We start from the raw sequence: 24,574 nt of genomic DNA, 5'->3' as shown, positions 1-24,574 counted from the left end.
ATGGGGATTTATTTTACCGTGTTATCCAGCGGTTCGACAGGTAATGCCACGGTTATACAGCATGGGGGCACGTCCCTCATGATTGATGCAGGTCTCAGTGCGAAGCGGCTGGAGGCACTGTTCCTGGAACGGGAGATTTCGGGAACGGAGCTGGACGGGATTCTGGTTACACATGAACATTCCGATCACATTAAAGGACTAGGCGCGATGTCTCGGAAATATAATTTACCAATCTATGCAAATACGAATACGTGGGCGGCACTGAAGAAGTCCGTTGGGGCGATTCCAGAGGAAAATCGGAGGGTATTTGAGACGGGGGAAAAGCATGATTTTGGCTCCCTGCGTGTGGAATCCTTCGGCATCTCCCATGATGCGGCGGAGCCAGTAGGGTACACATTCGACGATGGCAGTGAGAAGTTGTCCGTCGCGACCGATCTCGGATATATGAGCGACAAGGTTCGCGATGCGATCTCCGATTCGGATGTACTTGTGCTGGAGGCGAATCATGATGTCGAATTGCTGCGCATGGGGCGGTATCCATGGAACACTAAGCGCCGCATTCTGAGCGACATTGGGCATTTGTCGAACGAAGCGGCGGGAGCTGCGCTCAGTGAACTGATGAACGGACGCATCAAGCGCACGTATCTGGCACATTTGAGCCGGGATCATAATATGATGGACTTGGCGAAAATGACCGTGCGTGATGCGATGGAGAGCCGTGGTTGCTTTTATCGAGATCATGAGTTCAAGCTCTGTGATACGTATTATGATCGGCCTACGCCATGGGATAGGGTGGGTGAGCCATAAAGCTGTCGAGTTCGGTAGCTTTGCGCTCCACTTCCTCGCGGGTCAGAATGCCTTTGTCGACGAGCAGTTCAATAATCGTGCTTAGGGCAAGGGTATTGCGGTAATGCTCTTCCTTGAGATCGGCCAGCTTGGCCGCCATATGAACTTCATCCATGGCTGTGAGTGTACGCGTGCGATCCATAATGTGAATCCTCCTTCTATGAAGCTTCGAATTGTCTTTTACTATTATTGTAGTCAGGCTTGATGGAAAACATTCCTCTTTTTGCCGCTATAATTACACGTAAGGGACGTGTATGCTGAACCAGGGGCGCATTTTGCTTAAGAAGATGAAAAAGTTCACGGGAATAGGCAAAATCGCGCTTAGCGAACCGGATTTTGTGGTGATAGATACTATGGACCTTTATTGTTAAGCGCGTTATAGCGGAAATTTCCGTTAATCTTCGTAATTATGCAACTTTTTAAGATTTGGCGTGTTTAGTATATAAGGAGCTTTTATAGTAGAGGCTGTTTTGCGCGCAAAAGGCATGTCGTAGAATGCGAGAGCATTTCTGATAGAGTCACAGGCAGAATGGGATGTCCGTTCTGTTGTACATAGACGCTTCATTCCGAGTTAGTGGGGATGGCAGCGATATGCAAAACGATTTTTAAAACATGCAAGAAAGCATGGAAAACCGTTGGGGTCTTCACGTAACGGAGACGGCAGAAGGAACCTGAAGAAACGGAGTGCTCGCCTTTATGAACGAATTTTCACCTTATTAGAGGGTAATCAAGAAAATTTGTGAGTAACAGCGATCGGAAGGTTCGTCTGTCGGCGGAGTGGGCTATGTGAGAACACCATCGTTGGCTATGCGAAAACGATAGGGCGGCAGTCAGGGTCTTGATGCGTGACAACGAAGGGGAGAGGATCACGATGGGATTGTTTGGAGACGATTTTTATTCAACCAAAGTATCAAGACGCGCCGAACCTGAACAGAAAGGTAAACTTCAGATCATTCGCCCTGGAGGCAGGGGCAAGGGACGGGACCGCTGGCAGAATCCACGCAAGTCACGCTCGGGCTTTAGCTCCACGGTCAAGGTAGCCGTGATCAGTTCGGTAATCAGCTCCATCGTGACCGTTACGCTGTTCAGCTTTATCATGCAGCCTGCATCATTACCTCTGGTGAACGCTGCAGGGAACGGCGGAGGCGGTACACCGACAGCACAGGCGGCTGATCCGTACGACCGGATTATCCAGGCAGCGGCGAAGGTTCGCCCTTCCGTGGTGAGCATCGTGAACCATAAGACGGGCAGCAGCCTGTCGATGGAAGATTCGGCGTTGGGATCAGGGGTCATTTTCAAAAAGGAAGATGGCAAAGCTTACATCATGACCAACCATCACGTTGTGGAAGGTGCGAGTGATCTGGAGATTGTAACGGTGGACGGGGAAACGCATAAGGCGAAGCTGGTGGGTAAAGACCGGGTGAGTGACATTGCGGTATTGTCTGTGCAAGATGATAAGGGCATCGGTCCAGCCGCAGAGCTTGGTGATTCCAGCAAACTTCAGCGCGGTCAAACGGTGCTGGCGATCGGGAATCCGCTCGGTCTGGGCGGTACGCTGACATCCGGTATTGTGAGCTACACAGATCGGATATTGCCGGTATCCATTAATCAGGACGGTGTGTATGACTGGGAACAAAACGTGATCCAGACGGATGCGGCGATTAACGAAGGCAACAGTGGCGGGGCACTGGCCGATCTGAACGGCAAATTGGTCGGAATCAACACGATGAAGATCTCGGATACAGGCGTTGAAGGCCTCGGCTTTGCGATTCCGATGAACGAAGTGATGAAAACGGTCGATTCCCTGCTGCTGAATGGCAAAGTATCTCGTCCATATCTGGGCGTATATACCGTCGATCTGAGTAATCCGTACGCCCCACTAGATGACGAGCAGCGCAAAGATCTGAAGCTACCATCCCACGTAGATAGCGGTGTGGTCGTGTTAGAAGCGTCCGGTCCGGCATCTGATGCGGGCATGAAGCTGAATGATGTCATTACGGAATTTGATGGGCAAAAAATTACCTCTACGCTTGATCTGCGGAAATATCTGTACGATAAGAAGAAGATCGGCGATACGATTGAAATCACCTTTTACCGGGATGGCAACGCCGAGAAGGTGTCGGTGAAGCTGACGGATAAACCGGAGTAAAGGGAATTGCTTTCATGTACATGGCACACAGAAATAGGGTAATAACAGAGAGTCGATCAACTCGTTGATCCGCTCTTTTTTATTGCACTAATCTTGATTTACATATAAACCAAATTCATGAGGTTACAGGGGAGATTTTGTCGTTTCCCAACGATAGGTTAGGACCAGAGCCAAAGTCTCTGTTATAAAGGGTTCCAGCTATGGTAAACTGTTGGGAATGTGTTGATGATGTGCGGCTCTGCGAGTAACATCTGTTTGTCGATCTGTATTCTGAACTTAGAGTGGAAGGGGTTAATTCAATGAAACGGTTGACGAAAACCATGTTGGGGGGAACAAGTCTGGTATCTGCACTGTTTGTTTTGTCCGCATGTACTTCTGAGGTGTCCCCGTCAGGGACTGCTGATGTTAGTGGTTTACAGGAGCAGATTACAGGTCTGGAGAAGAAGCTTGCGGACCAGAGTGAGAAGAATAATGAGCAGAACAAAAAGATCGCGGATCTGGAGAAGAAGCTGGAGGAGCTAAGCACCACCGTGATTGCGGTCAATGAGCCTGGCGGCAAAGCTTCGGTTGGCTCGGGAAACAACGGATCGGCTGGAAAGGGAGATGGGGTGCTGATTACGTTTGCCCAGTATGAAAAGCTAGAGGTTGGCATGGCTGTAGAGGAAGTTATCGACATCCTTGGCGGTGAAGGCGAGGCATTGAGCGAGGCGGAAAATATGGTGGTCTACAATTATAAAGGCACCGGGAGTTCGGTATCCAATGCAGTAATCGCATTCCAGGGTGGCAAGCTGCTGACAAAGGCGCAGTCGGGGCTGGAGTAAGATCGATATCCATTGAGGGTGGATTGAATACAAACAGGACGATGGCTCTCACTCTCATATGTGCGGTAATCTGAATAGTAACGAATGAGTGGGATAGATTCGGAATTGGAGAAGTGTTACTTTGGGATGCCAACCGGGTGTCGAGAAGTGACGCTTTTTTGGTTTTGTTTGTGCTGAAATGAGAGGATTGGTGGAAGTTGGACACGATAAATGGGGGCTAGGGGTTTCTTTTCCGCGGCAGGTGTGATAGAACAGAGAAGTGGCTATCCTGTATGGATAAGCGGTTGTGAATCGGGAGCATAGCTGGATACAGAAAGGATGCTTGAACGGATGTACGTTGTATGCAAAGAACACGTGGACATCGCCATCGACATGTTTGTTGATGAGTATGAGGACGCTCCGGATATCGTTGATCTGAAGGAGACGGAATTTGCCGATTGGGACCCGCCTGCGAAGTGCGCCGAGTGCGAACAAAAGGCCGAGTATCTGGTCGTCTAGCGTACTGTGTAGGCATCCGCAGTTGGCGCGTCTGTCATGGATGCACTCGCTCGCCTGCCATCCGGTATGAACATCACAGGTAAGGAGCAAAGAGAGCGTGTCGGAGCGCTCTTTTTGTTTTTTTGGCGTGTTATGCCTGTAATAGCGTGTCTCGGATTCTTTAGATTTTAAAGGAGCCGAAATGGGGCTAGATAAGGTGTGTGGAGTTCGTTAGCTTTTAATATTGGAACAAACGATGCGCTGAAGCATCTTACTTATAGATTATCTCGCAGGACGATTAGGAGGAATGAATCTTCATGTTGATTCAGATTATTGGTGTAGGCAAACTGAAGGAAAAATATTTGACGCTGGGCATTCAGGAATATGCCAAGCGGCTCGCCCCGTACATCAAGTTTCAGATGATCGAGGTCGCAGACGAAAAGGCGCCCGACACCCTGAGCGAAGCTGAGGTGCGGGTGGTGAAGGAGCGCGAGGGTGAACGCATCCTCGCGCATGTGAAGAGCGAGGCACATGTCGTTGCGCTCGCATTGGATGGCCAGCTCTGGAGTTCCGAGGAGCTGGCTATGGAGATCGACAAGCTCGGCACCTATGGGACGAGCCATGTCGTGTTTGTCATCGGAGGAAGCCATGGGCTCTCCGATGAGGTGCTGCGCCGCGCGAAGCAGCGCTTGAGCTTCGGGCGCATGACCCTTCCGCACCAGTTGATGCGGCTGGTGCTGGTGGAGCAGATTTATCGGGCGGTGAAGATCAATCGGAATGAACCGTACCATAAATAGGGCGAAAAGTTGAGTTGAAGGTTGAAGCTTGAAGCTTTAATGCTAAATATATCAGGAATAGTTCTCCATCATTTGATATAAATAATTTCGAAAGTCTTCAACATAGGTTTTGGGCTCTACAACTTTTAGATGAGTGCCGAAGCTTGCTAAAAGTTGAAATCCCATACGATTTTGTGGGACATAAATGGTTGCTAATAAAAATCCAGAACTATGGTCTTCAATACTTCTTCGACCATACCTTTCGATGATTTGATCTTTTATGCTAGGCGATATCCAGGCCTTAATCGTGACGAATTCAGGTAGATAATTTGCTTCATGTGCTTGCTCTGACCAATCGTCTCTAGGATGAAACGCGCGTTCATCCATAGTAATATGATCGATCCGAGATAACTTGAAAGTTCGATATCCCTGTCGATGTAAACAGAATCCTTTCAAGTACCAACTCGATTCGCTAAAATGCAGCTCATAGGGCTCGACCATTCTATTCGTTACAGCCCCGTCCTTATCTGTATAATCAAACGAAACCAGCCTCTTTTTTGAAATGGATTCTTGACATGTCTTTAAGGTTTCAAGAATCTCGGACCGACCTTCCCAATCATAAAACGACAGTTGAATGGAACGATTTAGAGACAATGGACTAACCATTGCCTCTATTTTTTTTATCGTTCTTTCAACTTCTTCAGCACGGAGGATTTGTTCCAATCCGCCGAGCGCAGTTAATATATTCTGTAAATCGGAGCTGCTTAAAAGGCGTTTATCAACCTTGTATTCATCCATTATGCCGTAGCCCCCTTTGACCCCATTGACAGAGTAGATCGGGATGTTCGATAAGCTCAATGTTTCCATATCGCGAAGGATCGTTCTTTTGGAGACATTGAATAGTTGTGAGAATTCCGTTGTAGAAACAACCTCTTTTTTCAGCAATATCATGATAATCGAAATGAGTCTCTCCACTTTGTCCATAATTGCCCTCTTTTTTTACATGATTTCAGAAAGGTGACACCTAGATGTCACCTTTTATCCATTATACTACAAGTATCACAAGAAGGAGGTTTTAATTCAATGTTTAATCCAACCGATTTTCCCAAGCCCACCCTTATTTCAGCCAACGGTGTGGAACTCGAAGTGTTTGAAGCAGGCCGAGAAAACGCAGGAAAACCTATTGTACTCTGCCACGGCTGGCCAGAGCATGCCTTTTCTTGGCGCCATCAGATGGACGCACTTGCCGCAGCGGGCTACCATGTTATCGTCCCCAACCAGCGGGGTTACGGCAACTCATCCCGTCCGACCGAAGTAACAGACTATGACATTGAACACTTGTCGGGTGATCTCATCGCGCTTCTCGATCACTATGGATACGAGGACGCTACCTTTGTCGGTCATGACTGGGGTGCATTCGTCGTTTGGGGACTGACCTTGTTGCATCCAAACCGCGTCAATAAAGTGATAAATCTGAGCTTGCCTTACCAAGAGCGCGGAGAAAAACCCTGGATCGAGTTCATGGAAGAAATACTTGGCGGCGATTTCTATTTCGTCCACTTCAATCGACAGCCAGGCGTCGCGGACGCCGTATTCGAAGACAATACATACAGGTTCCTTCGCAACCTGTACCGGAAGAACGAGCCTCTCAGAGCACCTGAGCCAGGTATGGCGTTGATCAATCTCGCCAGAGCAGAAACACCGCTCGGTGAGCCCGTATTGAGCGAAAGCGAGCTGGCCGTTTACGTCTCCGCTTTTGAAACATCAGGGTTCACGGGCAGCATAAATTGGTACAGGAACCTTGACCGCAACTGGCGCTTATTGGCGAAAGTGAACCCAATCATCCAGCAGCCGACCCTCATGATCTACGGCGACCGGGATGTGGTTGCGAAGTCTGAAAACCTGACAAAGTTCGTGCCCAATGTGGAAGTGGTCAATCTGGATTGCGGTCATTGGATCCAGGAAGAAAAGCCGAAAGAAACAAACCAAGCGATTTTAAAATGGCTGGAACAATGGGAGATGTAGTTTTTTTCAACAACCAAGAAGAGTTTAACGATTGGTTAGAAGAACATCATGCTGAAGCTAGTGAAATTTGGGTGGGCTATTTTGGGATAAGTACAGGGCGTGCAAGCCTTACTTGGTCTGCATCAGTAGATGCCGCTCTTTGTTTTGGGTGGATTGACGGTATACGAAAAACAATTGATAAACAAAGCTATAAGATTCGCTTTACTCCGCGCAAAGTAAATAGTGTATGGAGTGCTGTGAACGTAAAGAAGGTAAAAGCACTAATACAGCTTGGAAAGATGAGACCAGAAGGAATGCACGTCTTTAACAACAGAACCGATGCACAAGGCTATTCCTCTGAACAAAGAAACGTGGAACTTGCCAAAGAATATGAAGAACAAATCAAGGCAAATCAAACAGCCTGGCTATTCTTCACTAATTTATCACCATCCTATAAAAGAGATTCTATCTGGTGGGTAATGAGCGCCAAGAAAGAAGAAACACGATTAAGAAGGCTTGGAATATTGATCGCTTCATCTGAAGAAGGGCTAAAATTTCAACATTGCAAAAAATATATTACAGAATAAGGAAATATAAATAACAAAAGAATCGTTAAAAGGATTTTTGGTACTGCATAAATCTTGGTCTATTGTTTCCCTGATCTTTAGGAGAGAGGAGCTACTGTATTTCTCAATCAATTAGGGTTTAATTCTCATCAAAAGTCAGAACGTTTTAAATGCGAGGCATAAATCAAATCGCTAAATGAAGAAGGGATGAAACAGCTCATCCAAAATCGCAATCCTCTTCATTTTTATGGTACAGCCGACCCTCATGATCTATGGTGACCGGGATACGGTCCAGAGGTCTGAAAACCTGACAAAGTTCGTGCCTAATGCGGAAGTGGTCAATCTGGATTGCGGTCATTGGATCCAGCAAGAAAAGCCGGAAGAAACAAACCAAGCGATTTTGAGATGGCTGGAAGAGCAGAATGATGCTGAATAGAGTCGCTTAGCAAGCAAAACTTAGAAAAACAATAAGGACACCCAAACAGGCAATGTCATTAAGTTAAGCTCAAAGGTAAGAACGGGAATAAAAATGGAATTCAAAACGGCATGGGAAAGCCCCGTGCCGTTTGTTTTTTACTTCACGCAAGGAAAAGGCGTATAACTAACAAAGCAGAAATACTGCAATAATTGAACAGGCGGAAAGAAAAGCATCGCTCTATGTTCTGTTCCAATCCAGTAAGATGCTCTTGAGAAAATGTTGCTGTGGAATTACTTCAAAAGCATTAATGATGACACTAATGTTGAAATGTTACTGCATTCATACTTCAAAGTGCTAAAGAGTGAGATGGAAACTGGTGACAATCAAAATAATAAGAAATAAAGAAGCCACTCCATTTTTCTGGAGTGGCTTTGTACTCGGCTATTATACGGTGAACGGTATAATAGCGATCGTGATAAAGCAAGGGTCGAGTGTTAAATCAGCCGTATGGAGACTGTGCAAAGATTACATTGTAGCTTGAACGGCGGCTATTTTCTACCTAGTGTCTCCCAAATTCCATGGAGCCAGGAGTCGAACTCAGCATCTTTGTCGCCCTCGTAAGTATCATAAATATCCAGACGTGTCTTTTGCAATTTTTCCTTAAATTGCTCAAATGTATGACCTTCAGGAAGGCTTTTTTTAATCCGTAGCAAAATTTTGTTAAGACCTTTAAACAGCTCACCTTTGTTTTTGGTAGGCATTTGAACATCTTCATCCAACTGCTTCAGCTTGAAATATGCAGCTTCACGCACCTGAAACACCTGATCACTTGTCAAAACATGCTGCAGTAACTTAATGGTAGGGGCTGTATCCCAGTTCCCCAATTCGTTCACCGCATTTAGTCTGTCTCTCCAGCTCGTCCGATTAGTCGCTCGTTTGAGCTCTTCAAAGTTTTCCGGTAGTTCGTTAACTGCTCCAATATCATGGTTGTTCGTCAAAATTCAATCTCCTTAATCATCGCCATCTCGGCAGTATGATGAATGTTATTTATGTGAACACTATTATAGCACGAACCTGACTAAACTACTCCTATGAAGCCGATTGACAGCCTATACATCACATTCACCAATTCATGTTTTTGTATGTAATCACTCATATAGATGTATCAACCTATCTATTCTCCTTGACAATCTTTTTTCTCTTAATGAAGTCTACCGTGTACACCCAACCAATCAGTCCACATAAAACAAAACCAAATGCATGCAGAGATCCGTAAACGGGAATGAAATCAAGTATGGTTAAGAAAAATATCTTTTTTAGTAGCGGATATAAAATGGAAAGCACAACAACCGTGTAAAAGGCTAGACAAGATAGGGCTAAAAAGAAGGTCGCCTTATTATCCAAAGCGTTTTTCCTCAAGTAAGCAAGGAGATAAGCGGTGTAAATCACAATATTACAGGCGAACAAAGTGACACCAATGTATTCAATTGGCTTGGAGAAAATCATACCAATAGCAATCAAGATGGGTCCGATGATATCGATGGCAACGACCCAAGGATACCAGCTTTTCTTCGTCATGATGCGTCCCAGTGCACCAATAAAAATTGGAACGATAGCAGATGAGAAATGAAAGTGGAGCGAGCTTAACGCGTGCGTTGCAGGATTAGCTTGGAAGAGATTCAATTGATATTGATATAAGGTAAACCAAATGCCCCCGATAAAAAAATAAACGAGCCCCGCACCAATCGCTATTTCCGCTGCTTTTCCTTTAGAGATCATAATAGTGGTCAAGCCATAGATGCCAAGCAGCAGTGTGAACAGTAGCCATCCAAGGGACAAAATCTCTGGGATTGCCGTACTTTCTAACGCCCACATCTTACTACTCATTACCGAGGCTAGGGTAAGAAGCGCAGCGGGAAACTGAAGCCATTTAATAGCAGCATAAACCATTCGTTGATGTTTATTCTTTTCGTCATGGTTCAAAAGTAAAATCACAAGAGGAACAATGACGAAAGCCGCAAAAAGTAGAAACTTTTCAACAAGTTCGAATTGAAAGTACCCAGGGCGAGCGATAATAATTGCAACGTTTCAATATCGCAGCTAGAGAAAGTGTCGGAGCGACCGGAGATGACTTTCAACACGCCGACGGCAGTGCTGGAGTCGAACAGGGGAACGCAGACCATGCTCCGTGCGCCGACTCTCATAGTCGCTTCCTTGTCGACGCAATCGTCCTGCTGCGTATCCGGCGAATACAAAATTTATTTCTCTGTCACGCACAAACCCGACAAGCTGCCGTTTTTTTTATTCGAATTCCAAGATGAGGCTGCAAGGTACCGCTGACAGCGGCATAAACCATTTCATCGTCCGCCAGCATTTCTATGGTAGAACCGTCGTCATCGACGCCATTTCCGTCGAACGACTTGAAGAAGCGCACTCGCGCTGATTCTTGATGCTCGCGAGTTCCTCCCAGAGAAATCATCAGATGTGTCTATAAGACTCTGGTGAATAGATACGTAGGGGCGAAGGCAACGGTCGCTGGAAAGTGGTTCATCTGAGGCCCTGTCCCGTTCGTTACTGCGGGCAACTCCGTTCATTTTGTGTCATATGACATTATGATACTGGCGGATTTGACATCAAGATCCTTAAAATACATCTACTACTTGGAAAGGATGTGGGCTCTTTGATGGCCAGAACCGTCGTTAGCTTTGTTCAAAACGGCTATTTTCTGCTGCTTACTTTCGTCACCGGAATGTTTTACTTGAGCTTTTATCTGGTCGCTCTAACATTGGGCTTGAGCCTTTCGTTTACCATCGCGGGCGTTCCTCTCCTGACTCACGTTTTGCGGACGACGACCGCCTTCCTACAATTTGAACGAGTACAGACCAAGATCTATACGGACATTACCACCGAGCCTTGCGTTAAATCCGCGAGCCCCGATGTGTTCAACTGGCTTCAAGCGAAAAAGGAGCTGCTGAACCTACGCAACTGGATCGCAATTGGCTGGCTGCTGTTGAAATTTCCGATAGGGATTTTAAGTCTGATCAGTGCGGCCCTGCTCTACGCAGCGCCGCTTGTACTGATTGCTGCTCCGTTCCTCTATCGGTTTATCAACCTTTCCCTTATGGGGGTAGATAGTTTTGCTAAAGCCGTGATGATGTCGGCCATAGGGGTCGTATTGATGATGGTGAGCTACAGGCTTGCGGGCCGCTTGGCGCGCTTGATAGGCGGCTACACACGTCTGATGATCAAGCATGTGAACCGGTAGACGCCACGCCCGGATTTGCCTCGTAGGTCGTCCGATGGTAGTTTACTCTATAGAAGTTTACTCAATACTAGTTACGTAACGTCATACTTAAGGTCGTTAGGGGTTGATGGTTTTGTTCGATATGGTCAAGCGATGGTACTGGTACGACTGGCTCATGTTCATAATCCGCCTGATATGCAGCATTTCGCTCGTGTTTACGACTATAGGGCTGCAAGAATATTTCACGCTGCCGATAGGGGGCCTTATACTGTGGCAGCTGATTGCTTTTTCCGTTCCATGGCTTTGCTTGCAGCTCGATTATAAATACTACCTGTTTACCGAAATCGTAATCTCGGGCGGGTTGTGCTTGTATCTGGCTTCTTTTTTTCCGCAAGCCTACTTCTCATTCCTGCTGTACGCCTTTTTAATTGCTGCCCACAGCGCGAAAAGGGCTTATCTGTGGTCAGGGCCTGTATCCATATTGCTCCTGCCCGCCATAATCAAGCTGTTTGCAGAGCAGAGTGAATACTGGGTCATGGCCGTTCACATCGGGATGGCATATGTCTTCGGATTCTCCTTCCATTTACTCGCACTCAATTATCGCCAAGGCGAAATTATCCGCGACCAAAATGGAGTGCTGGAGCAGTACCTGTCCCAAATTGAGCACATTACGCTTGCCGAAGAGCGGAACCGGCTGTCCAAAGAGCTTCACGATACCGTCGGCCATGCCTACACTTCGCTCATTATGGGATTGGAAACGTTGCGGCCTGAGCTGACAACGGATACAGGAACGGAAAGGCTTGACTCCCTATTGAACCTGGGCCGCAAAAATATGGAGGAGGTCAGAAGCTACGTGCATCAAATCGAATCGCCGCATGAGGCGCTCCCGCTGCTTCAGTCTTTGAAGAAGCTGGCGGAGGAGTTTCAGGAGCATGCCAAGGTTACGGTTCGTTTTCATGCCTACGGGGAGGAATACCCTGTAATGAAGCAAGCGAAGACAGCACTTTATCGCTGCCTGCAAGAGTCGTTGACGAATGCTGTGCGTCATGGAAACTCGACAGAGATTAAGGTGTCCGTGCAATTCGAGCCCCAGCAGACGAGACTGGAAATTCAAGATAACGGCTGCGGGATGGAGCATGGGAGAGAGGGCTTCGGCTTGAGTGCCATGAAGGAGCGGGCGATGAATTTGCAAGGCCATGTGGCCGTCTATACGGAGCTGGGAGAAGGCACTCTGGTAACCTGTACGCTGCCCAGACAAACGGAGCTTAAGGATGAAGTCATCCGTCTGTTGGTCGTCGATGACCAGCCCTTTATCCGTGAAAGCCTGCGGACTCTGCTGGAGGAGCAGCAGGATTTGCAGGTTGTTGGGATGGCAGAGGATGGCGAGCAAGCGATTGAGCTGTGCAGGCAGGTTCAGCCGCAACTGGTGCTTATGGATCTGGAAATGCCGAATATGAATGGAATCTCCGCATCCCGTAAGATAAAAGAATTGTGGCCCGACATCCGCATTCTGATTCTCACCACGTTCGAGGATACCCGACAGGCTCTCGAGGCGATGCGAAGCGGGGTCGACGGATACTTGTTGAAGTCCATGCAGCCGGTAGATCTGGCTGAAACGATACGCACCGTCTTCCGCAGGGGCACGCTGATCGATCAGGGCATGTCGCACAAATTGTTTGCCCAACTGGAAGCGGACAGTAGCGGAGATGGTCCTTCGCCAATCAAAGCGTCATCGGCCTATGAGTTAACGCCGCGGGAGCTTGAAATTTTACAGTTCGTGTCCAAAGGGCTGCGATATAAAAGCATTGCTTCCAAATTATATTTATCCGATGGTACGGTTCGAAACTATGCGTCATCGGCTTATATGAAGCTGGGGGTCCGCAACCGGGAGGAAGCGGTGCAAAAAGCCAGGGAGGCCGGGCTTCTGGAATAACCCCCAAGTTATGTATTATGGTGGCGGATGCCGGCATACGGAGTGATTGTGCTTCGTATGTCGGCATCCGCCATTTAGATTTTTAAAGGCCGTTTTTTACTTATTCTGAATTAGGGTTTACGTTCATTACCGTTTGGCAATTGGCAATGTGTAGTAATCAAATGCCAGATCCAATAAGGCACTCGCTTCCTGCCGCTTAAGTGGTTGCTTGGAACGGAAGTTGATGGAGCCGTCAGAATTGAACTTGGTATCCGGGTCCATGATGCCTTGGGATACAAGGGTTGTGATGGCTTCAACTGCCCAGGCATCCGTTTCGCCACGCAATGTAACCTTGGCTCCAGGCTCAGCTTGTCTCAGGTTTTGGATCATAACTGCCGCCATCTCTCTGTTGATAGGAGAATTAGGCTCATAATTAGGCAATCGGGACAACATCTGCTTCTTGTTGGGTTCAATCGTATCAGGCATGCTTTCCCAGCCATGGGCGTGTAGCAGCAACTCCGAGAACTCACCCTGAGTTAACGTTCCATTCGGATTGAAGCGGGTAGCTGTCTTTCCGTCCATGATCTTTAAAGCATGGAGATTTTGAATATAAGACGCATACTTGCTGCCGGCCGGTACATCAGTGAATGGCAAATCTCTATTTACTTTTTGTGCATAACCCACGTAGTGCGGAAGTGTCATGTAATAGAAATAGGTGATTTGGCCGGCCCCATTTTTTTGGAAAGCTACTTTATTGCCGGATTCATCCTCAAAGAGTAACGGGTGGATCATTTTCAGCGTACTCTTGCCCAGATCTCCTGTCTCCGCAACCAATTTTCCGTTTGAATAGGTAACGAGGGTCCGCATGGATCCAAGACGCGTGTTTTGGTACAATCCCACGTAGTCCTTGGCCTGCTGCTCACTGATTGCCGAATAGGATGGCTTTGGAGCCGCTTCTTTTCTCGGATAATAATGATTCATAAATTCCTCGTACACGTCGAGACTCATCATGGAGTCGTTATTGTAGGACATGTAGAACGCTGTATTTTTCTCCGGCAGAAGAACAATCAAGGAAGAATGACCGGTCACATTTCCCCCTTTGATAACCACATGTTGACCATTCATCTTCTCTTTGAAGTAGCCTTCGAATCCGATGGTTGTGACAGGGAACTCTTTGTCAGGGAACACCTGGTAGGTGTGCATTTGCTCGATGCTCTCGGGACTTAAGATTTCTTTGCCTTCATACATTCCTTTGTTCAGATGCATCATAAGGTACTTCACCATGTCATCTGCGTTTGATACCATGCCACCGCTAGGCCGATCGGTTGGTTTGAATCCCTCCAGTTCGATTCGCTCGCCTTTTGGTCCATAATGGGCAGCCATTCTGCCGAGCAGTTCAGGGGTAAACCGCACATTCGTCGAGTTCATGCCCAGCGGCTTGAAAATATTATCCTCCATATACTGGGCGAATGACATGCCCGCTACTTCCCCTACCGCATACCCCGCCAGTGTGAACCCAAAATTATCGTAGGTGTACGCTTCCCCCGGAGGTCTGACAACAGTAGGCATATTCGCTTCAAGAGACTCTTTCATCGGGAAGAATTGATTCACATATTCTGGCTTCGATCCCGAGAGGATATCCGGTTTGTCAAAGCCGCTGGTATACGTAAGCAGATCGTACATCGTCAGTTTTTTTCCTGTTGTATTCGGTACCTTCATCCCTCCCAGGTATTCCTGGATATCGTGATGCAAATCAATCTTTCCCTTATCGACCAACTGCATAGCTGCCAATGCCGTGAACTGCTTCGTCACAGAACCAATTTGGAAAACGGTGCTGCTGTCTACCGGAATTTTATTTTCCCTGTCGGCATAACCGTAACCCTTGCTTAACAGTACTTTCCCATTCGAAACGACCGCAAAATTAGAACCAACCGTATTATACTTTTTCATCGCGTCCGCAAAAATGCCATCTGCAAAGGCCTCCAGTTCCTTGGAATCCTGCGGTCCCTCCAGTACCTTAGCATCCTGCGGCGCCTCCAGGCTGACCTTCTCAGATGTAACTGACGTGGGAGCCGGCGGGGTATTGGGAGCGTTCCATGATGCCCTACAAGCGTTAATGATCGTACCAGTTAACACCAGAACAGTTAATAGTAGAACTGCGCGATTCTTGCGAATCCATTTCTTCGTATTCTTCATAAATGATATCTCCTTAACTATTGGGTTTGCCTCTTAACCATCGGCTGAGCCCAGTATGGCAAAGGAGTTGTCACACCAACAAGTTGCATTTCGTCATCCATGACATTCAGCTACTTTGAAAGCGTCATGTGACAATTCAGCACTAGGTTTATTTACAAGGGAGGCATTAGGATACCTGAAAGGGCGATGAAACATTCAGGAGACGAGGACAGTCTTCCTTGCCCAAAGCCATTAGAACTGGAGTGTGAACATTATCGCTTTCTTACAAGATATCGTTATCCAGTACGGTTACATTGCCATTTTTCTATGCCTTGCGCTTGGCATTATTGGTTTGCCTGTGCCTGATGAGGTTCTCATGACGATTGTTGGTTATCTTTCTTCAATTGGGCTGCTTTATTTTCCGATATCCCTTGTGGTCAGCGTCCTCGGGGCTATGAGTGGCATGCTGTGCAGTTACGCCCTTGGGCGGAAATTCGGCAAGCCGTTGCTGTGGAAGTATGGAAAATGGGTCAGGCTCACGACCAAAAGGTTAGAGAAAACAGAGAGCTGGTTCGAGCGTTATGGCCCCTGGGCGATATGCATCGGCTACTATATTCCAGGGTTTCGCTATCTGACTTGTTATCTGGCAGGGATGAGCGCCATGAACCCACGGAAATATATAATCTTCTCGGGCTTGGGAGCCCTGTGCTGGTGTGCGATTTTTATTTCAATTGGGTATTTTCTAGGGGGAACTATTGATTTTTCGAATTATCATGGTTCTTTTTTTTGGTTGTTTTTCTCTCGAGAATAGAGTGCTCTCAAAAGAGCTAAATACTTGGCAGCAGAAGATGTGGAAGATGTAGTCAGCGTTTCCTTAAGAAAGGAAGAGCTATACGCTTGAATAAGTTGGATTTTCAGGACAAAATCGAACCGCTGCGCAGCGAGCTAAACGATTTGGCGGATACATTAGGAGTCACCTCAAGAGTAGTTCTGTTGAAGTCTCAAGAGTTGGACAAGCTGCTAAATGAGTACAGCCTAATGTTGGGGAAAGAAGAGGAAGTGGGCAGTTGTGCAGTTTAGGAATACATTTGTATAAGAGAATTGTTCCACCTTCTCGTCGTGAGCGTCAGCTAACGTGAGAACGTCATCAGGTATGTAGGTTCGAGCCTAGATTATAGACTGGATTGTGAAGATGATTACGAGCATATGGTGTTTGGATCAACCAAATTTTGGTGTAATCGTTGTGGATTGTATCATGATTTGTCTCCTAGAAGGTGAGACTTCTTCCGTCAATTGGCTACATTAAACATGACTAAATACTGAACACCAAGAAAATAGGACAACACCTAAAATGACCAAAATAGCGGGCATGTTTTTCTTTATTCTGTTCATTTACCCCTCTCATTTCTGGATATTATATACAAATTCCATTTGTTAGTCTTAGGTAAATGTTCTTTTATACTGATTAGATGATAGGAAGACCTATGCTGAGCGGTTCGGTGTCGGGGATCTTCAATTCTTTTGTATATGCGACTAAAGAGCTGCTCGGTACGATCATGATTATCTCCATTATTGTAGCGATGAGCCGGATTCTGATTATTACCGGGATCAATGAGACGATGGTTGTGCCGCTTAGCCGTTTGATTCGTACGCCGTCCATGGCGATGAAATCTGTTCGGTCACGGTATCGCGTTATCCGGAGATTACATTATCCAGGGCGCCCCCAAACTCACCGCAGACGCAGCCGGACTTCCGGTAAGCAGTGAATGGAGGCCAGTGTTCCGCTCGTAATTGTCATGGGTCTGGTTACGACGGTGGCTGCGTTCTGGCTGATGCACAGAGATCAGAAGAATGGAACGTGGCGGAATGGGCTGGTCACGGTAAAAGGAGCTGGTACGCACGGAGGTGGGAGGAAAGCTAGTAGGGCCATTGCTGCTCAGCCCCCGTGTCAAAAAAACGCTGGCGATCGTCATCCCACTCCTGTTCCTACTAGATATGGCGGCGATGTTCGTTCTGAAGCTGCAAGGCGGAGCTGCTACAGCACTCGTTGGCGGAACGGCGGTACTTATTCTGATCTCCATCACCAATGCTGGCCCACCGCAACCGGGGGCTCGAAAAGATCACTTCCTATTTAATAGAAGGATTTGTTTTTGGATTCAAGGTTTTTGGTCCGGTGATTCCGATTGCGGCTTTTTTCTATCTGGGCGATTCGGCATTCACGGAACTGTTCGGAAAAGTGCTCCCGGAAGCATCGCACGGCATCGTGAACGACCTCGGTGTCGCTCTGGCGAATCATGTTCCGCTTAACGGTGCGGTGGGTGCTGTCACGATGACCGTGATCGGGGCGATCACCGGGCTGGATGGTTTGGGCTTCTCGGGTATTTCACTGGCTGGTTCCATTGCGCAATTGTTTGCGTCCGCTATTCATACCGCTGACCGCACTAGGGCAGGTGGCTGCGATCTGGGTTGGAGGGGGTACGCTGATTCCGTGGGCACTCATCCCAGCATCCGCCATCTGCGGTGTTAGCCCGTTCGAGCTGGCTCGGCGCAATCTGAAGCCCGTACTGCTGTCTTGAAGGGCTGCACATTGTGGTACACTAAAAGAAAAGCGGGAGCAGTGGGACTTCGTTGGCGATAGCTGGGGTGAGACCACATGAAGGTTGTTGTTATATTTCTGACAGCGATAGAATCACCGATTGGCGCCTGACTAAAGGGCTTTTTTCAAAGAGCGGATGACCTTGCATGGATTGCCGACAGCCAAACTATCTGGCGGAATGTCCTTCGTAACGACACTGCCGGCCCCAATCACGCTGTTCGCTCCGATCGTCACGCCTGGCAGGACTATAGCGCCTGCACAGATCCATACATTATCACCAATATTGACTGGATGTGTGTATTCCAAGCCCGCTAGCCGTTGCTCTACATCCATAGCATGTTCTTCCGTTATAAGGCAGACGTTGGGCGCAATAAATACGTTGTTACCTATTGTAATTTTCCCGCTGTCCATGAGCTTGCAGTTAACATTGAGAAAAAAATTGTCTCCTACCGTGGTATTGTACCCGTAAGTGCAGAAAAGCGGCTGCTCCATAACGCAATTATCTCCGGTCTTTCCCAGCAGCCCGCGAATGGCGACCAGTCGTGCTTCGCGGTCCAGCGGGTGTATATTGTTATATTCGTATAGCTTTTTCACGGTATCAGCACGGTCTGCCACAAGCTCAGGATCGCCAGGTTGGTATAACATACCAGCATGCGATTTTTCTTTTTCGTTCATAACATCAACTCCTTTATTCATATCAGCGAAAGTATCTTAATATAAGGAATGATAAAATTCAACTATAAAATTGCGCCATTGGCATTATCAAAATCGTGAGACAGAGATGGCCGGATGTGGCCCCGCTATATGCTTCGACTTGATGGCGGAGATTACGTGAAGATGTTGGATGGCCTCGAACTCAACAGACAACTGGTGCCTGGCTTTCAGGTGGAGATCGGCAGAATGGTAAATCAATTAAGCAAAAAAAGGCACCCCAATCGGGTGCCTTTCGATTTCGCTCTATAGATGTTACGGAGAACCGTATCATAAATAACAGCAAGTTTATTGATGTACATGGAGCCGATGATGGGCTATGGACTGAAATATGAATCTACTTTCTTTATGAACAACAGAGACTTCAATTTACAAGCCACATACACTAGTTTGTGATTAAGCTCTGTTCTTGGTTTTTCTACTGCCACCATTCAGTCTAAGACCTACCTTAAGGTTCTTTACCGTAAGCTATTTAATAGTAAGAGACGCTGGAGTGATGTCCGCGTCTCTTTTTTCTGCGTTCTGATGTTTATTTATCGAATATATTAAAAAATAAAGGTAAATTTCCGATAATAAATATGCGGTTATATGCCATAAATCGACATTTAACAACATTTTCCTAGAAAAGGTGATTTAATATATGTTTTCACCGTTCCAAAAGAAGAAGAGTAGACTTGAGCAGCAGCAATCGAGAGAGGACCTTGACATGAGGAGGGACTTGGACGAGCCACAAGAGGAAGTGTCGCTAAATTCGACTCCTTCCGAGGTGAAGGAAGAGCCTTCAAGTTCTGTTTTAATCAATAAGGGTCTTATGGATAAGAGCTCGCTTGATCTGGTATTCGCCGTAGAGCAGATGATTAAGGACAAGCAGCATGTCGAAATGAGTCATAATGATTTGCAGGATCGACTAAACCATTCGAACGGACAAAATGATCGTTTGAACAGAGACCTAAAGAACTTGGGCAAGGTCATTGAGGAACGCGAGAAGAGCATTTTGGAGCTGGAGCGGAAGCTGGCCGATAAGAATCTGAAGGTCGATCAAATGATGGAAGACTTTCGGGAGCTTCAATCCACTATGTCTGGTCAAAATGAGGAGCTTAAAGGTGTAATTGAGCTCGAACGCCAGAATTATGCCGGCCTGCTTCAGAAGCACAATGAGATGATTACCGATAAGAATAAGAGAATCAGCGAGCTTGAGGAGAAGAATGTAAGATATGAATCCGAGCTCACTCAAATGAAGCAGAAATTCGATGCTCTTCGCCAGGAGAAAACGCATTTGCTTAATGTTGTAAATGACTTTACTAACAGATTGACATCTCCGTTTGCATCGAACGCAGGAACAACCGAGGAATCTCCAATCGATTAAAGTCATTGCTGATCGGAAGAGAGGACGAATGGTATGGAGACATACATTACGCAGGTAATGGAGCTGTTATCGCTTGGGAAGACCTCGGATGGTGTAAATCAAATCACGGTCGCAGTGTCCCAAGAGGATAGGCAAGCTATATACGAAATTAATATTGACGAGTTTACATATCTTGGGCTTGAAGTGTTAAAGCCACTAAATGGAGACAGGATCAGACTCTCTCCCTATTCCAAGTGGGATCCATACCGAAATACCTTTTATAGTTCCATAATCAGAACCACAGAAGTTTCCCGGGATGTGCAGTATTTTGCATGCAGCGAAGCATACATAAATGAAATTAAGCGGATCAGGAACCTTCCGCCCGTTCCAGTGGAGGACAGAGTAGAGGGACCCACTCAGCAACGGACACAACTCCTGCGGCAATTCTCTGCTCACATGCCCAAAATTTTGATTCTGTCCCTGGTAACTATCGGCTTGCTGATTGTTCTATCTATCACTTCAAAGGGGAATGACGATTCTGCAAATACGTTTAGCGGATCAGTCGGGGTGGCGATGGCTGGGGAAAAAGACGATGATTTTGAAGCGCCGATGGTGCTTACAGCTATAAGTGAACCATACAAGACGGAAACTTCAGTTACGGCTGCCAGAACAAATCCTATCGTCCTATCACACGTATCCGATCAGCCTGACAGTAATCACGAATCCTTTGAAGTCATCGATATTGATAAAGAGGAGTCTTTCTTTGGTTTGCCGAAGGAATATGTGGCTTTAACCTTTGATGACGGACCCTCCACGCTTACGAAGCAGTTTGTGGACATTCTGACAGAACAGAAGGTAGCGGCGACATTCCTGTTCGTGGGGCAGAAGGTGGGACCCAATCGAGATGCTGTTATCTATGCGAGTGAACATGGAATGGCGATTGGGAATCATTCCTGGGATCACAGTTTGCTTCCGAAGGACACCCCACAGGATCAGAGCGAGAGCTTGTCGAAGACAAACAGCGTTCTGGAATCATTGACGCATAAAACGGTTACTTTGTTCCGTCCACCATACGGTGCGGTTAACAATAAACTTGTCACCGAGGTTAAGAAGTTGAATATGAAGACCCTTCTGTGGAATCGAGATCCAGAGGACTGGAATGCGAAGAAGCCAGAGGATATTATTCGATACTTTCATCAGGTCGAAGCTGCTGGCGGAGTATATGTGCTGCATGAGAACAAAAACACATTAGAAGCACTTCCGGCTATTCTTAAACACTTAAAAGAAAAAAAATTAAAATTCGTCATCTTCAAATAAAATAGACCTCAGAGCAGATTGAAACCCCAAGAACTAGCTTTGGTTAAAATCCAGATACAGATATGTCCTTTCTCTATCAATCTTTAAATTTTTTACATCCATTTGATATATTCTACGACTTTTATGAATTAAACTATGGTAGAATATCTCAGGATCTAAAATTGGAGAGGGGTTTTGTTAATTCATGTATTGGAAAAAAGTTCTGGGCCAAAGCACAATTCGTGTGGCAACTGCTGCACTATTACTCACCCAACTATTGGGCGCAGCGGGTTCTGTCTCTGCCGCAGGCAAAGATGTAGAAGTACACTTGATTGGTATCAATGACTTCCATGGTCAGTTAGATACCACATCGATCGTTAGTGATAAAAAGGCAGGAACAGCTCCAATTCTAGCAACCTACTTAAAAGAAGCTCAAGCAAAATATGAACATTCCCTACTCTTCCACAATGGAGACTCTGTGGGTGCATCTGCTCCAGTCTCATCTCTCGATCGTGACGAGCCTACCATGGAATGGATGAATATGATGGGCTTTGATGTAGGTTCTCTAGGCAATCATGAATTCGACCAAGGTATCGCTGCCTTGAAGGCACAAATCTTTGGTGGCCTTGATCCAAAAGAAGGCAAAGTAACTCATGCTGGTGCAAAATTTGATTACGTCAATGCAAACGTCATTGAAACTGCCACTGGCAAAACATTGATTAAGCCGTATGTTATTAAAGAAGTAGGCGGAGTTAAAATCGGATTCATCGGATTAGTGACGAAATCCACACCTGCCAAAGTATCCCCATCTGGGACAGCTGGTGTGCGTTTCTTAAGCGCAGAAGAAGAAGTTGAAGCCGTTAATAAATATGCAAAAGAATTGCAAGATCAAGGTGTAGAAACGATCATCGTTTTGGCGCATGATCCAGCAACAACCAAAGAAGGCGTAACCACTGGAGAAGCGGCTGATTTAGCAAAAGCTTTGCCAGCAGATTCCCCTGTTGACGTTATCGTAGCAGGTGACAATCACGCCTTGGCTAACGGTGAAGTAAATGGAAAATTGATCGTTCAAGCGTTCTCTTATGGTACGGCATTTGAAGATATTAAATTGATGATTGACCCTGCTACTGGGGATGTAACGGAGAAATCAGCTACTGTTACATCGACTTTCCAAGAGGGTGTAAAAGAGGACCCTGAAACGTTGGCTATTATTAAAAAATCATTAGACAAGCATCCTGAGTTGACTAAGCCAGTTGGTACAACGGATGGTTCTGTTACCCGTACAGATGCTTATAATAACGAAGCCGCTCTGGGCAACCTCATTGCAGATTCAATGCGTGAAGCAGACTTTGGGGATAAGGCAAGTGCTGCTGACTTTGCATTTATGAATCCAGGTGGTATTCGTGCGGATCTGCCAAAAGGCGATGTGACCTTTGCTGATCTTGCTAAAATCCAACCTTTTGGCAATACTCTAGTGAAACTGGAGTTGACTGGCGAACAAATTAAAACTTTGTTGCAGCAACAATGGGGTACCAACGCTGACGGTACACCAAACACAAAAACTCTACAGATCTCTGGTCTGAAATATACTGCAGATTTCAATAAACCAGTGGCAGAACGTGTTACTAGTCTTAGTCTTGAAGATGGCGCACCTATTGATCCTGCAAAAACATATACGGCTGTAGTTAACAACTTTATGGCTGCAGGTGGAGATAACTATAAAGTGCTAGTAGATGCTAAATCATCCTTGGCTGGTCCTATCGATCTGGATGTATTCTACCAGTACATTGTAGATACCTATAAAGGCGCTGACATTGTGGCTAAAACGGAAGGACGTATCACGAATCTAGCTGCATCTACAGAGGAAACAGAAACACCTGCAACAACAGAATTCATTTCCCGTGCTGAATTTGTAAGTGCTCTTGTAGACCTGTTGAAACTGAACGAAGTAGCTACAGCACCTGCATTCAAGGATGTTGCTGCTAACGCTTCATATGCAGATGCAATCGCTGAAGCGACTCATGCTGGATTCATTCAAGGCTACGGTGGTAACTTCAATCCTGATCGTGATATCACTCGTGAAGAAGCAGCTACCATTGTTGCTAAATTGCTGAAAGATCAAGCTTCTGATAAAAATGCGGCTACGATCATTGCAGGTTTTGAAGATGGCAAAACCGTTTCTACCTATGCGGTGAAATCTATGGCAAAACTGATTGACAAAGGCATTCTTAGTGCAGCAGAGAAGAACCTGCTTCAACCTAAGCAAGGTCTTTCTACTAACGATGCAAAAGCTTTAATTCAAAAAGCTGTTGCAGCAAAAGCTTCATAATTTAGAACTTATTTAGAATTTATTCGAGCCTAAGTCATTCCGAAATCGGATTAACGAGAAGCTAAAAAATGCTAGAACGCTAAAAGGCTACTGACATTACGTTGTCAGTAGCCTTTTTGTATATTAAGAGCATGCGAATAGCGCAGTGCTTTGGAGAAGGGGCGACCTTTCTCATCATATTATTATAGAGGTGGAATTTATTTATGAGCAATGTCAAATGGGAAGTGGATCCGGACCACAGCTCTGTTGAGTTTTCGGTGACGCATTTAATGATTAATAAAATCAAAGGTGTATTCGAGCGTTTCGAAGCGGTTTTAAGTTTTGACCCCAACGATGTAACAACCCTGGGTATTCAGGCTTCCATCGACGCAAATAGTATCACAACTCGCCAGCGGCAACGCGATGAACACCTGAAGAGCGAAGAATTCTTTCATGCTGCCAAGTATCCAGCAATTACATTTCAAAGCACCAACTGCGTTCTTACTGGCGAACGGCAATATGAACTTACTGGCAATCTAACGCTGCATGGCGTAACAAAACCTATTACTTTTCATACCGTTTTTGAAGGGTTTAATAAAGACCCTCGAGGCCGGGAACGTGTGGGATTTCATTCGACTGCCAGTATCGATCGTAATGAATTTGGTTTGAGCTTCAACTCGCCTCTGGAAACGGGTGGAATTGTCGTTGGAAATGAAGTAAGCATCGAGCTTTATATTGAAGCAATTCGAATAGAATAGCATTGTTACATGATATCTGATCATTCACTCGCCATAATCATGGCGAGCTTTTCGTTGTGTATACCACAGACCTATTCCTAGTATTTTTCACCTATACACTAGCACAAATGCGAATACAACTTTTTTACCAAAATATATACAAGTTGTTCGTTTACTGTCTACCATTTCGATG

At 46.2% G+C, this 24,574-nt stretch carries 23 protein-coding genes and 1 pseudogene; 17 read left to right on the top strand and 7 right to left on the bottom strand.

The features are described 5' to 3' along the window. Complete coding sequence (locus AC3ITG_RS31980) at positions 1-807, top strand: MBL fold metallo-hydrolase (protein WP_489252452.1); 807 nt, start codon at positions 1-3, stop codon at positions 805-807. Here AC3ITG_RS31980 and AC3ITG_RS31975 read toward each other — a convergent pair. Next, on the bottom strand, positions 776-988 hold the full coding sequence (locus tag AC3ITG_RS31975; protein WP_053781978.1) for a hypothetical protein: 213 nt from the start codon (positions 986-988) through the stop codon (positions 776-778). The two genes, AC3ITG_RS31980 and AC3ITG_RS31975, sit on opposite strands and share 32 nt — an antisense overlap. 729 nt (positions 989-1,717) lie before the next feature. Here AC3ITG_RS31975 and AC3ITG_RS31970 point away from each other — a divergent pair. The 4 genes from AC3ITG_RS31970 to rlmH all read left to right on the top strand — a co-directional run bounded on the left by AC3ITG_RS31970 (position 1,718) and on the right by rlmH (position 5,090). After that, a complete protein-coding gene (locus AC3ITG_RS31970; RefSeq protein ID WP_489252451.1) occupies positions 1,718-2,995 on the top strand; it encodes a S1C family serine protease in 1,278 nt (425 codons plus the stop codon). A gap of 299 nt (positions 2,996-3,294) precedes the next feature. Further along, positions 3,295-3,816: a hypothetical protein gene (locus tag AC3ITG_RS31965; RefSeq protein WP_489252450.1), complete on the top strand. Its 522-nt coding sequence runs from the start codon at positions 3,295-3,297 to the stop codon at positions 3,814-3,816. 330 nt (positions 3,817-4,146) lie between these two features. Beyond that, positions 4,147-4,314 carry a CxxH/CxxC protein gene (locus AC3ITG_RS31960; protein WP_063870633.1) on the top strand — a complete coding sequence of 56 codons (168 nt, stop codon included), beginning with the start codon at positions 4,147-4,149 and terminating at the stop codon, positions 4,312-4,314. 296 nt (positions 4,315-4,610) lie between these two features. Beyond that, positions 4,611-5,090 (top strand): 23S rRNA (pseudouridine(1915)-N(3))-methyltransferase RlmH, encoded by a 480-nt coding sequence (gene rlmH / locus AC3ITG_RS31955; RefSeq protein ID WP_489252449.1) that lies wholly within the window; start codon positions 4,611-4,613, stop codon positions 5,088-5,090. A 51-nt stretch (positions 5,091-5,141) separates the two neighbouring features. On the opposite strand, the gene AC3ITG_RS31950 is transcribed toward rlmH, so the two are convergent. Then, entirely contained in the window at positions 5,142-6,053 is a 912-nt protein-coding gene (locus AC3ITG_RS31950; RefSeq protein ID WP_489252448.1) for a helix-turn-helix transcriptional regulator, read from the bottom strand. A gap of 99 nt (positions 6,054-6,152) precedes the next feature. On the opposite strand from AC3ITG_RS31950, the gene AC3ITG_RS31945 reads away from it, so the two are divergent. Next, positions 6,153-7,094 carry an alpha/beta fold hydrolase gene (locus AC3ITG_RS31945; RefSeq protein ID WP_489252447.1) on the top strand — a complete coding sequence of 314 codons (942 nt, stop codon included), beginning with the start codon at positions 6,153-6,155 and terminating at the stop codon, positions 7,092-7,094. Beyond that, on the top strand, positions 7,070-7,660 hold the full coding sequence (locus AC3ITG_RS31940) for a YdeI/OmpD-associated family protein (protein WP_341128200.1): 591 nt from the start codon (positions 7,070-7,072) through the stop codon (positions 7,658-7,660). The genes AC3ITG_RS31945 and AC3ITG_RS31940 overlap by 25 nt, the downstream gene beginning before the upstream one ends. A gap of 945 nt (positions 7,661-8,605) precedes the next feature. On the opposite strand, the gene AC3ITG_RS31935 is transcribed toward AC3ITG_RS31940, so the two are convergent. The 3 genes from AC3ITG_RS31935 to AC3ITG_RS31925 form a co-directional block, all read right to left on the bottom strand. Then, positions 8,606-9,055 (bottom strand): HEAT repeat domain-containing protein, encoded by a 450-nt coding sequence (locus AC3ITG_RS31935; RefSeq protein WP_489252446.1) that lies wholly within the window; start codon positions 9,053-9,055, stop codon positions 8,606-8,608. Positions 9,056-9,227: 172 nt separating this feature from the next. Then, positions 9,228-10,130, bottom strand: coding sequence for a YndJ family transporter (locus tag AC3ITG_RS31930; protein ID WP_489254564.1), 903 nt, complete (start codon positions 10,128-10,130; stop codon positions 9,228-9,230). Continuing rightward, positions 10,049-10,240: a hypothetical protein gene (locus AC3ITG_RS31925; RefSeq protein WP_489254563.1), complete on the bottom strand. Its 192-nt coding sequence runs from the start codon at positions 10,238-10,240 to the stop codon at positions 10,049-10,051. The genes AC3ITG_RS31930 and AC3ITG_RS31925 overlap by 82 nt, the downstream gene beginning before the upstream one ends. A 500-nt stretch (positions 10,241-10,740) precedes the next feature. On the opposite strand from AC3ITG_RS31925, the gene AC3ITG_RS31920 reads away from it, so the two are divergent. Beyond that, positions 10,741-11,322, top strand: a complete 582-nt coding sequence (locus tag AC3ITG_RS31920) for a sensor domain-containing protein (protein ID WP_489252445.1) — start codon at positions 10,741-10,743, stop codon at positions 11,320-11,322. Between the two features lie 121 nt (positions 11,323-11,443). Beyond that, positions 11,444-13,234 (top strand): response regulator, encoded by a 1,791-nt coding sequence (locus tag AC3ITG_RS31915; RefSeq protein WP_489254562.1) that lies wholly within the window; start codon positions 11,444-11,446, stop codon positions 13,232-13,234. 126 nt (positions 13,235-13,360) lie between these two features. Here the strand turns inward: AC3ITG_RS31915 and AC3ITG_RS31910 are convergent, their stop codons facing one another. Then, on the bottom strand, positions 13,361-15,409 hold the full coding sequence (locus AC3ITG_RS31910; protein WP_489252444.1) for a serine hydrolase domain-containing protein: 2,049 nt from the start codon (positions 15,407-15,409) through the stop codon (positions 13,361-13,363). Positions 15,410-15,662: 253 nt separating this feature from the next. Here AC3ITG_RS31910 and AC3ITG_RS31905 point away from each other — a divergent pair, with 253 nt between their 5' ends. From AC3ITG_RS31905 to AC3ITG_RS31895, 3 genes and pseudogenes are all read left to right on the top strand, one after another. Beyond that, positions 15,663-16,199, top strand: coding sequence for a DedA family protein (locus tag AC3ITG_RS31905; RefSeq protein WP_489254561.1), 537 nt, complete (start codon positions 15,663-15,665; stop codon positions 16,197-16,199). Positions 16,200-16,285: 86 nt separating this feature from the next. Continuing rightward, positions 16,286-16,468: a Spo0E family sporulation regulatory protein-aspartic acid phosphatase gene (locus AC3ITG_RS31900; protein WP_489252443.1), complete on the top strand. Its 183-nt coding sequence runs from the start codon at positions 16,286-16,288 to the stop codon at positions 16,466-16,468. 389 nt (positions 16,469-16,857) lie between these two features. Further along, a pseudogene (locus AC3ITG_RS31895) lies at positions 16,858-17,964 on the top strand (hypothetical protein). Between the two features lie 131 nt (positions 17,965-18,095). On the opposite strand, the gene AC3ITG_RS31890 reads toward AC3ITG_RS31895, so the two are convergent. After that, a complete protein-coding gene (locus AC3ITG_RS31890) occupies positions 18,096-18,659 on the bottom strand; it encodes a sugar O-acetyltransferase (RefSeq protein WP_489252442.1) in 564 nt (187 codons plus the stop codon). 129 nt (positions 18,660-18,788) lie between these two features. Between AC3ITG_RS31890 and AC3ITG_RS31885 the strand changes: the two genes are divergently transcribed. From AC3ITG_RS31885 to AC3ITG_RS31865, 5 genes are all read left to right on the top strand, one after another. After that, entirely contained in the window at positions 18,789-18,947 is a 159-nt protein-coding gene (locus AC3ITG_RS31885) for a hypothetical protein (RefSeq protein WP_489252441.1), read from the top strand. A gap of 454 nt (positions 18,948-19,401) precedes the next feature. Continuing rightward, on the top strand, positions 19,402-20,061 hold the full coding sequence (locus AC3ITG_RS31880) for a hypothetical protein (protein ID WP_489252440.1): 660 nt from the start codon (positions 19,402-19,404) through the stop codon (positions 20,059-20,061). 33 nt (positions 20,062-20,094) lie between these two features. Then, positions 20,095-21,357 (top strand): polysaccharide deacetylase family protein, encoded by a 1,263-nt coding sequence (locus tag AC3ITG_RS31875; RefSeq protein ID WP_489252439.1) that lies wholly within the window; start codon positions 20,095-20,097, stop codon positions 21,355-21,357. 184 nt (positions 21,358-21,541) lie between these two features. Further along, positions 21,542-23,665, top strand: coding sequence for a 5'-nucleotidase C-terminal domain-containing protein (locus AC3ITG_RS31870; protein WP_489252438.1), 2,124 nt, complete (start codon positions 21,542-21,544; stop codon positions 23,663-23,665). Between the two features lie 203 nt (positions 23,666-23,868). Beyond that, a complete protein-coding gene (locus tag AC3ITG_RS31865; RefSeq protein ID WP_489252437.1) occupies positions 23,869-24,402 on the top strand; it encodes a YceI family protein in 534 nt (177 codons plus the stop codon). Positions 24,403-24,574: the final 172 nt, after the last annotated feature.

The sequence above is a fragment of the Paenibacillus sp. GL_099_B genome (genome assembly GCF_057835695.1).
The sequence above is the reverse complement of the archived record's forward strand: the minus strand, read 5'-3'. Positions and strand labels throughout refer to the sequence as shown.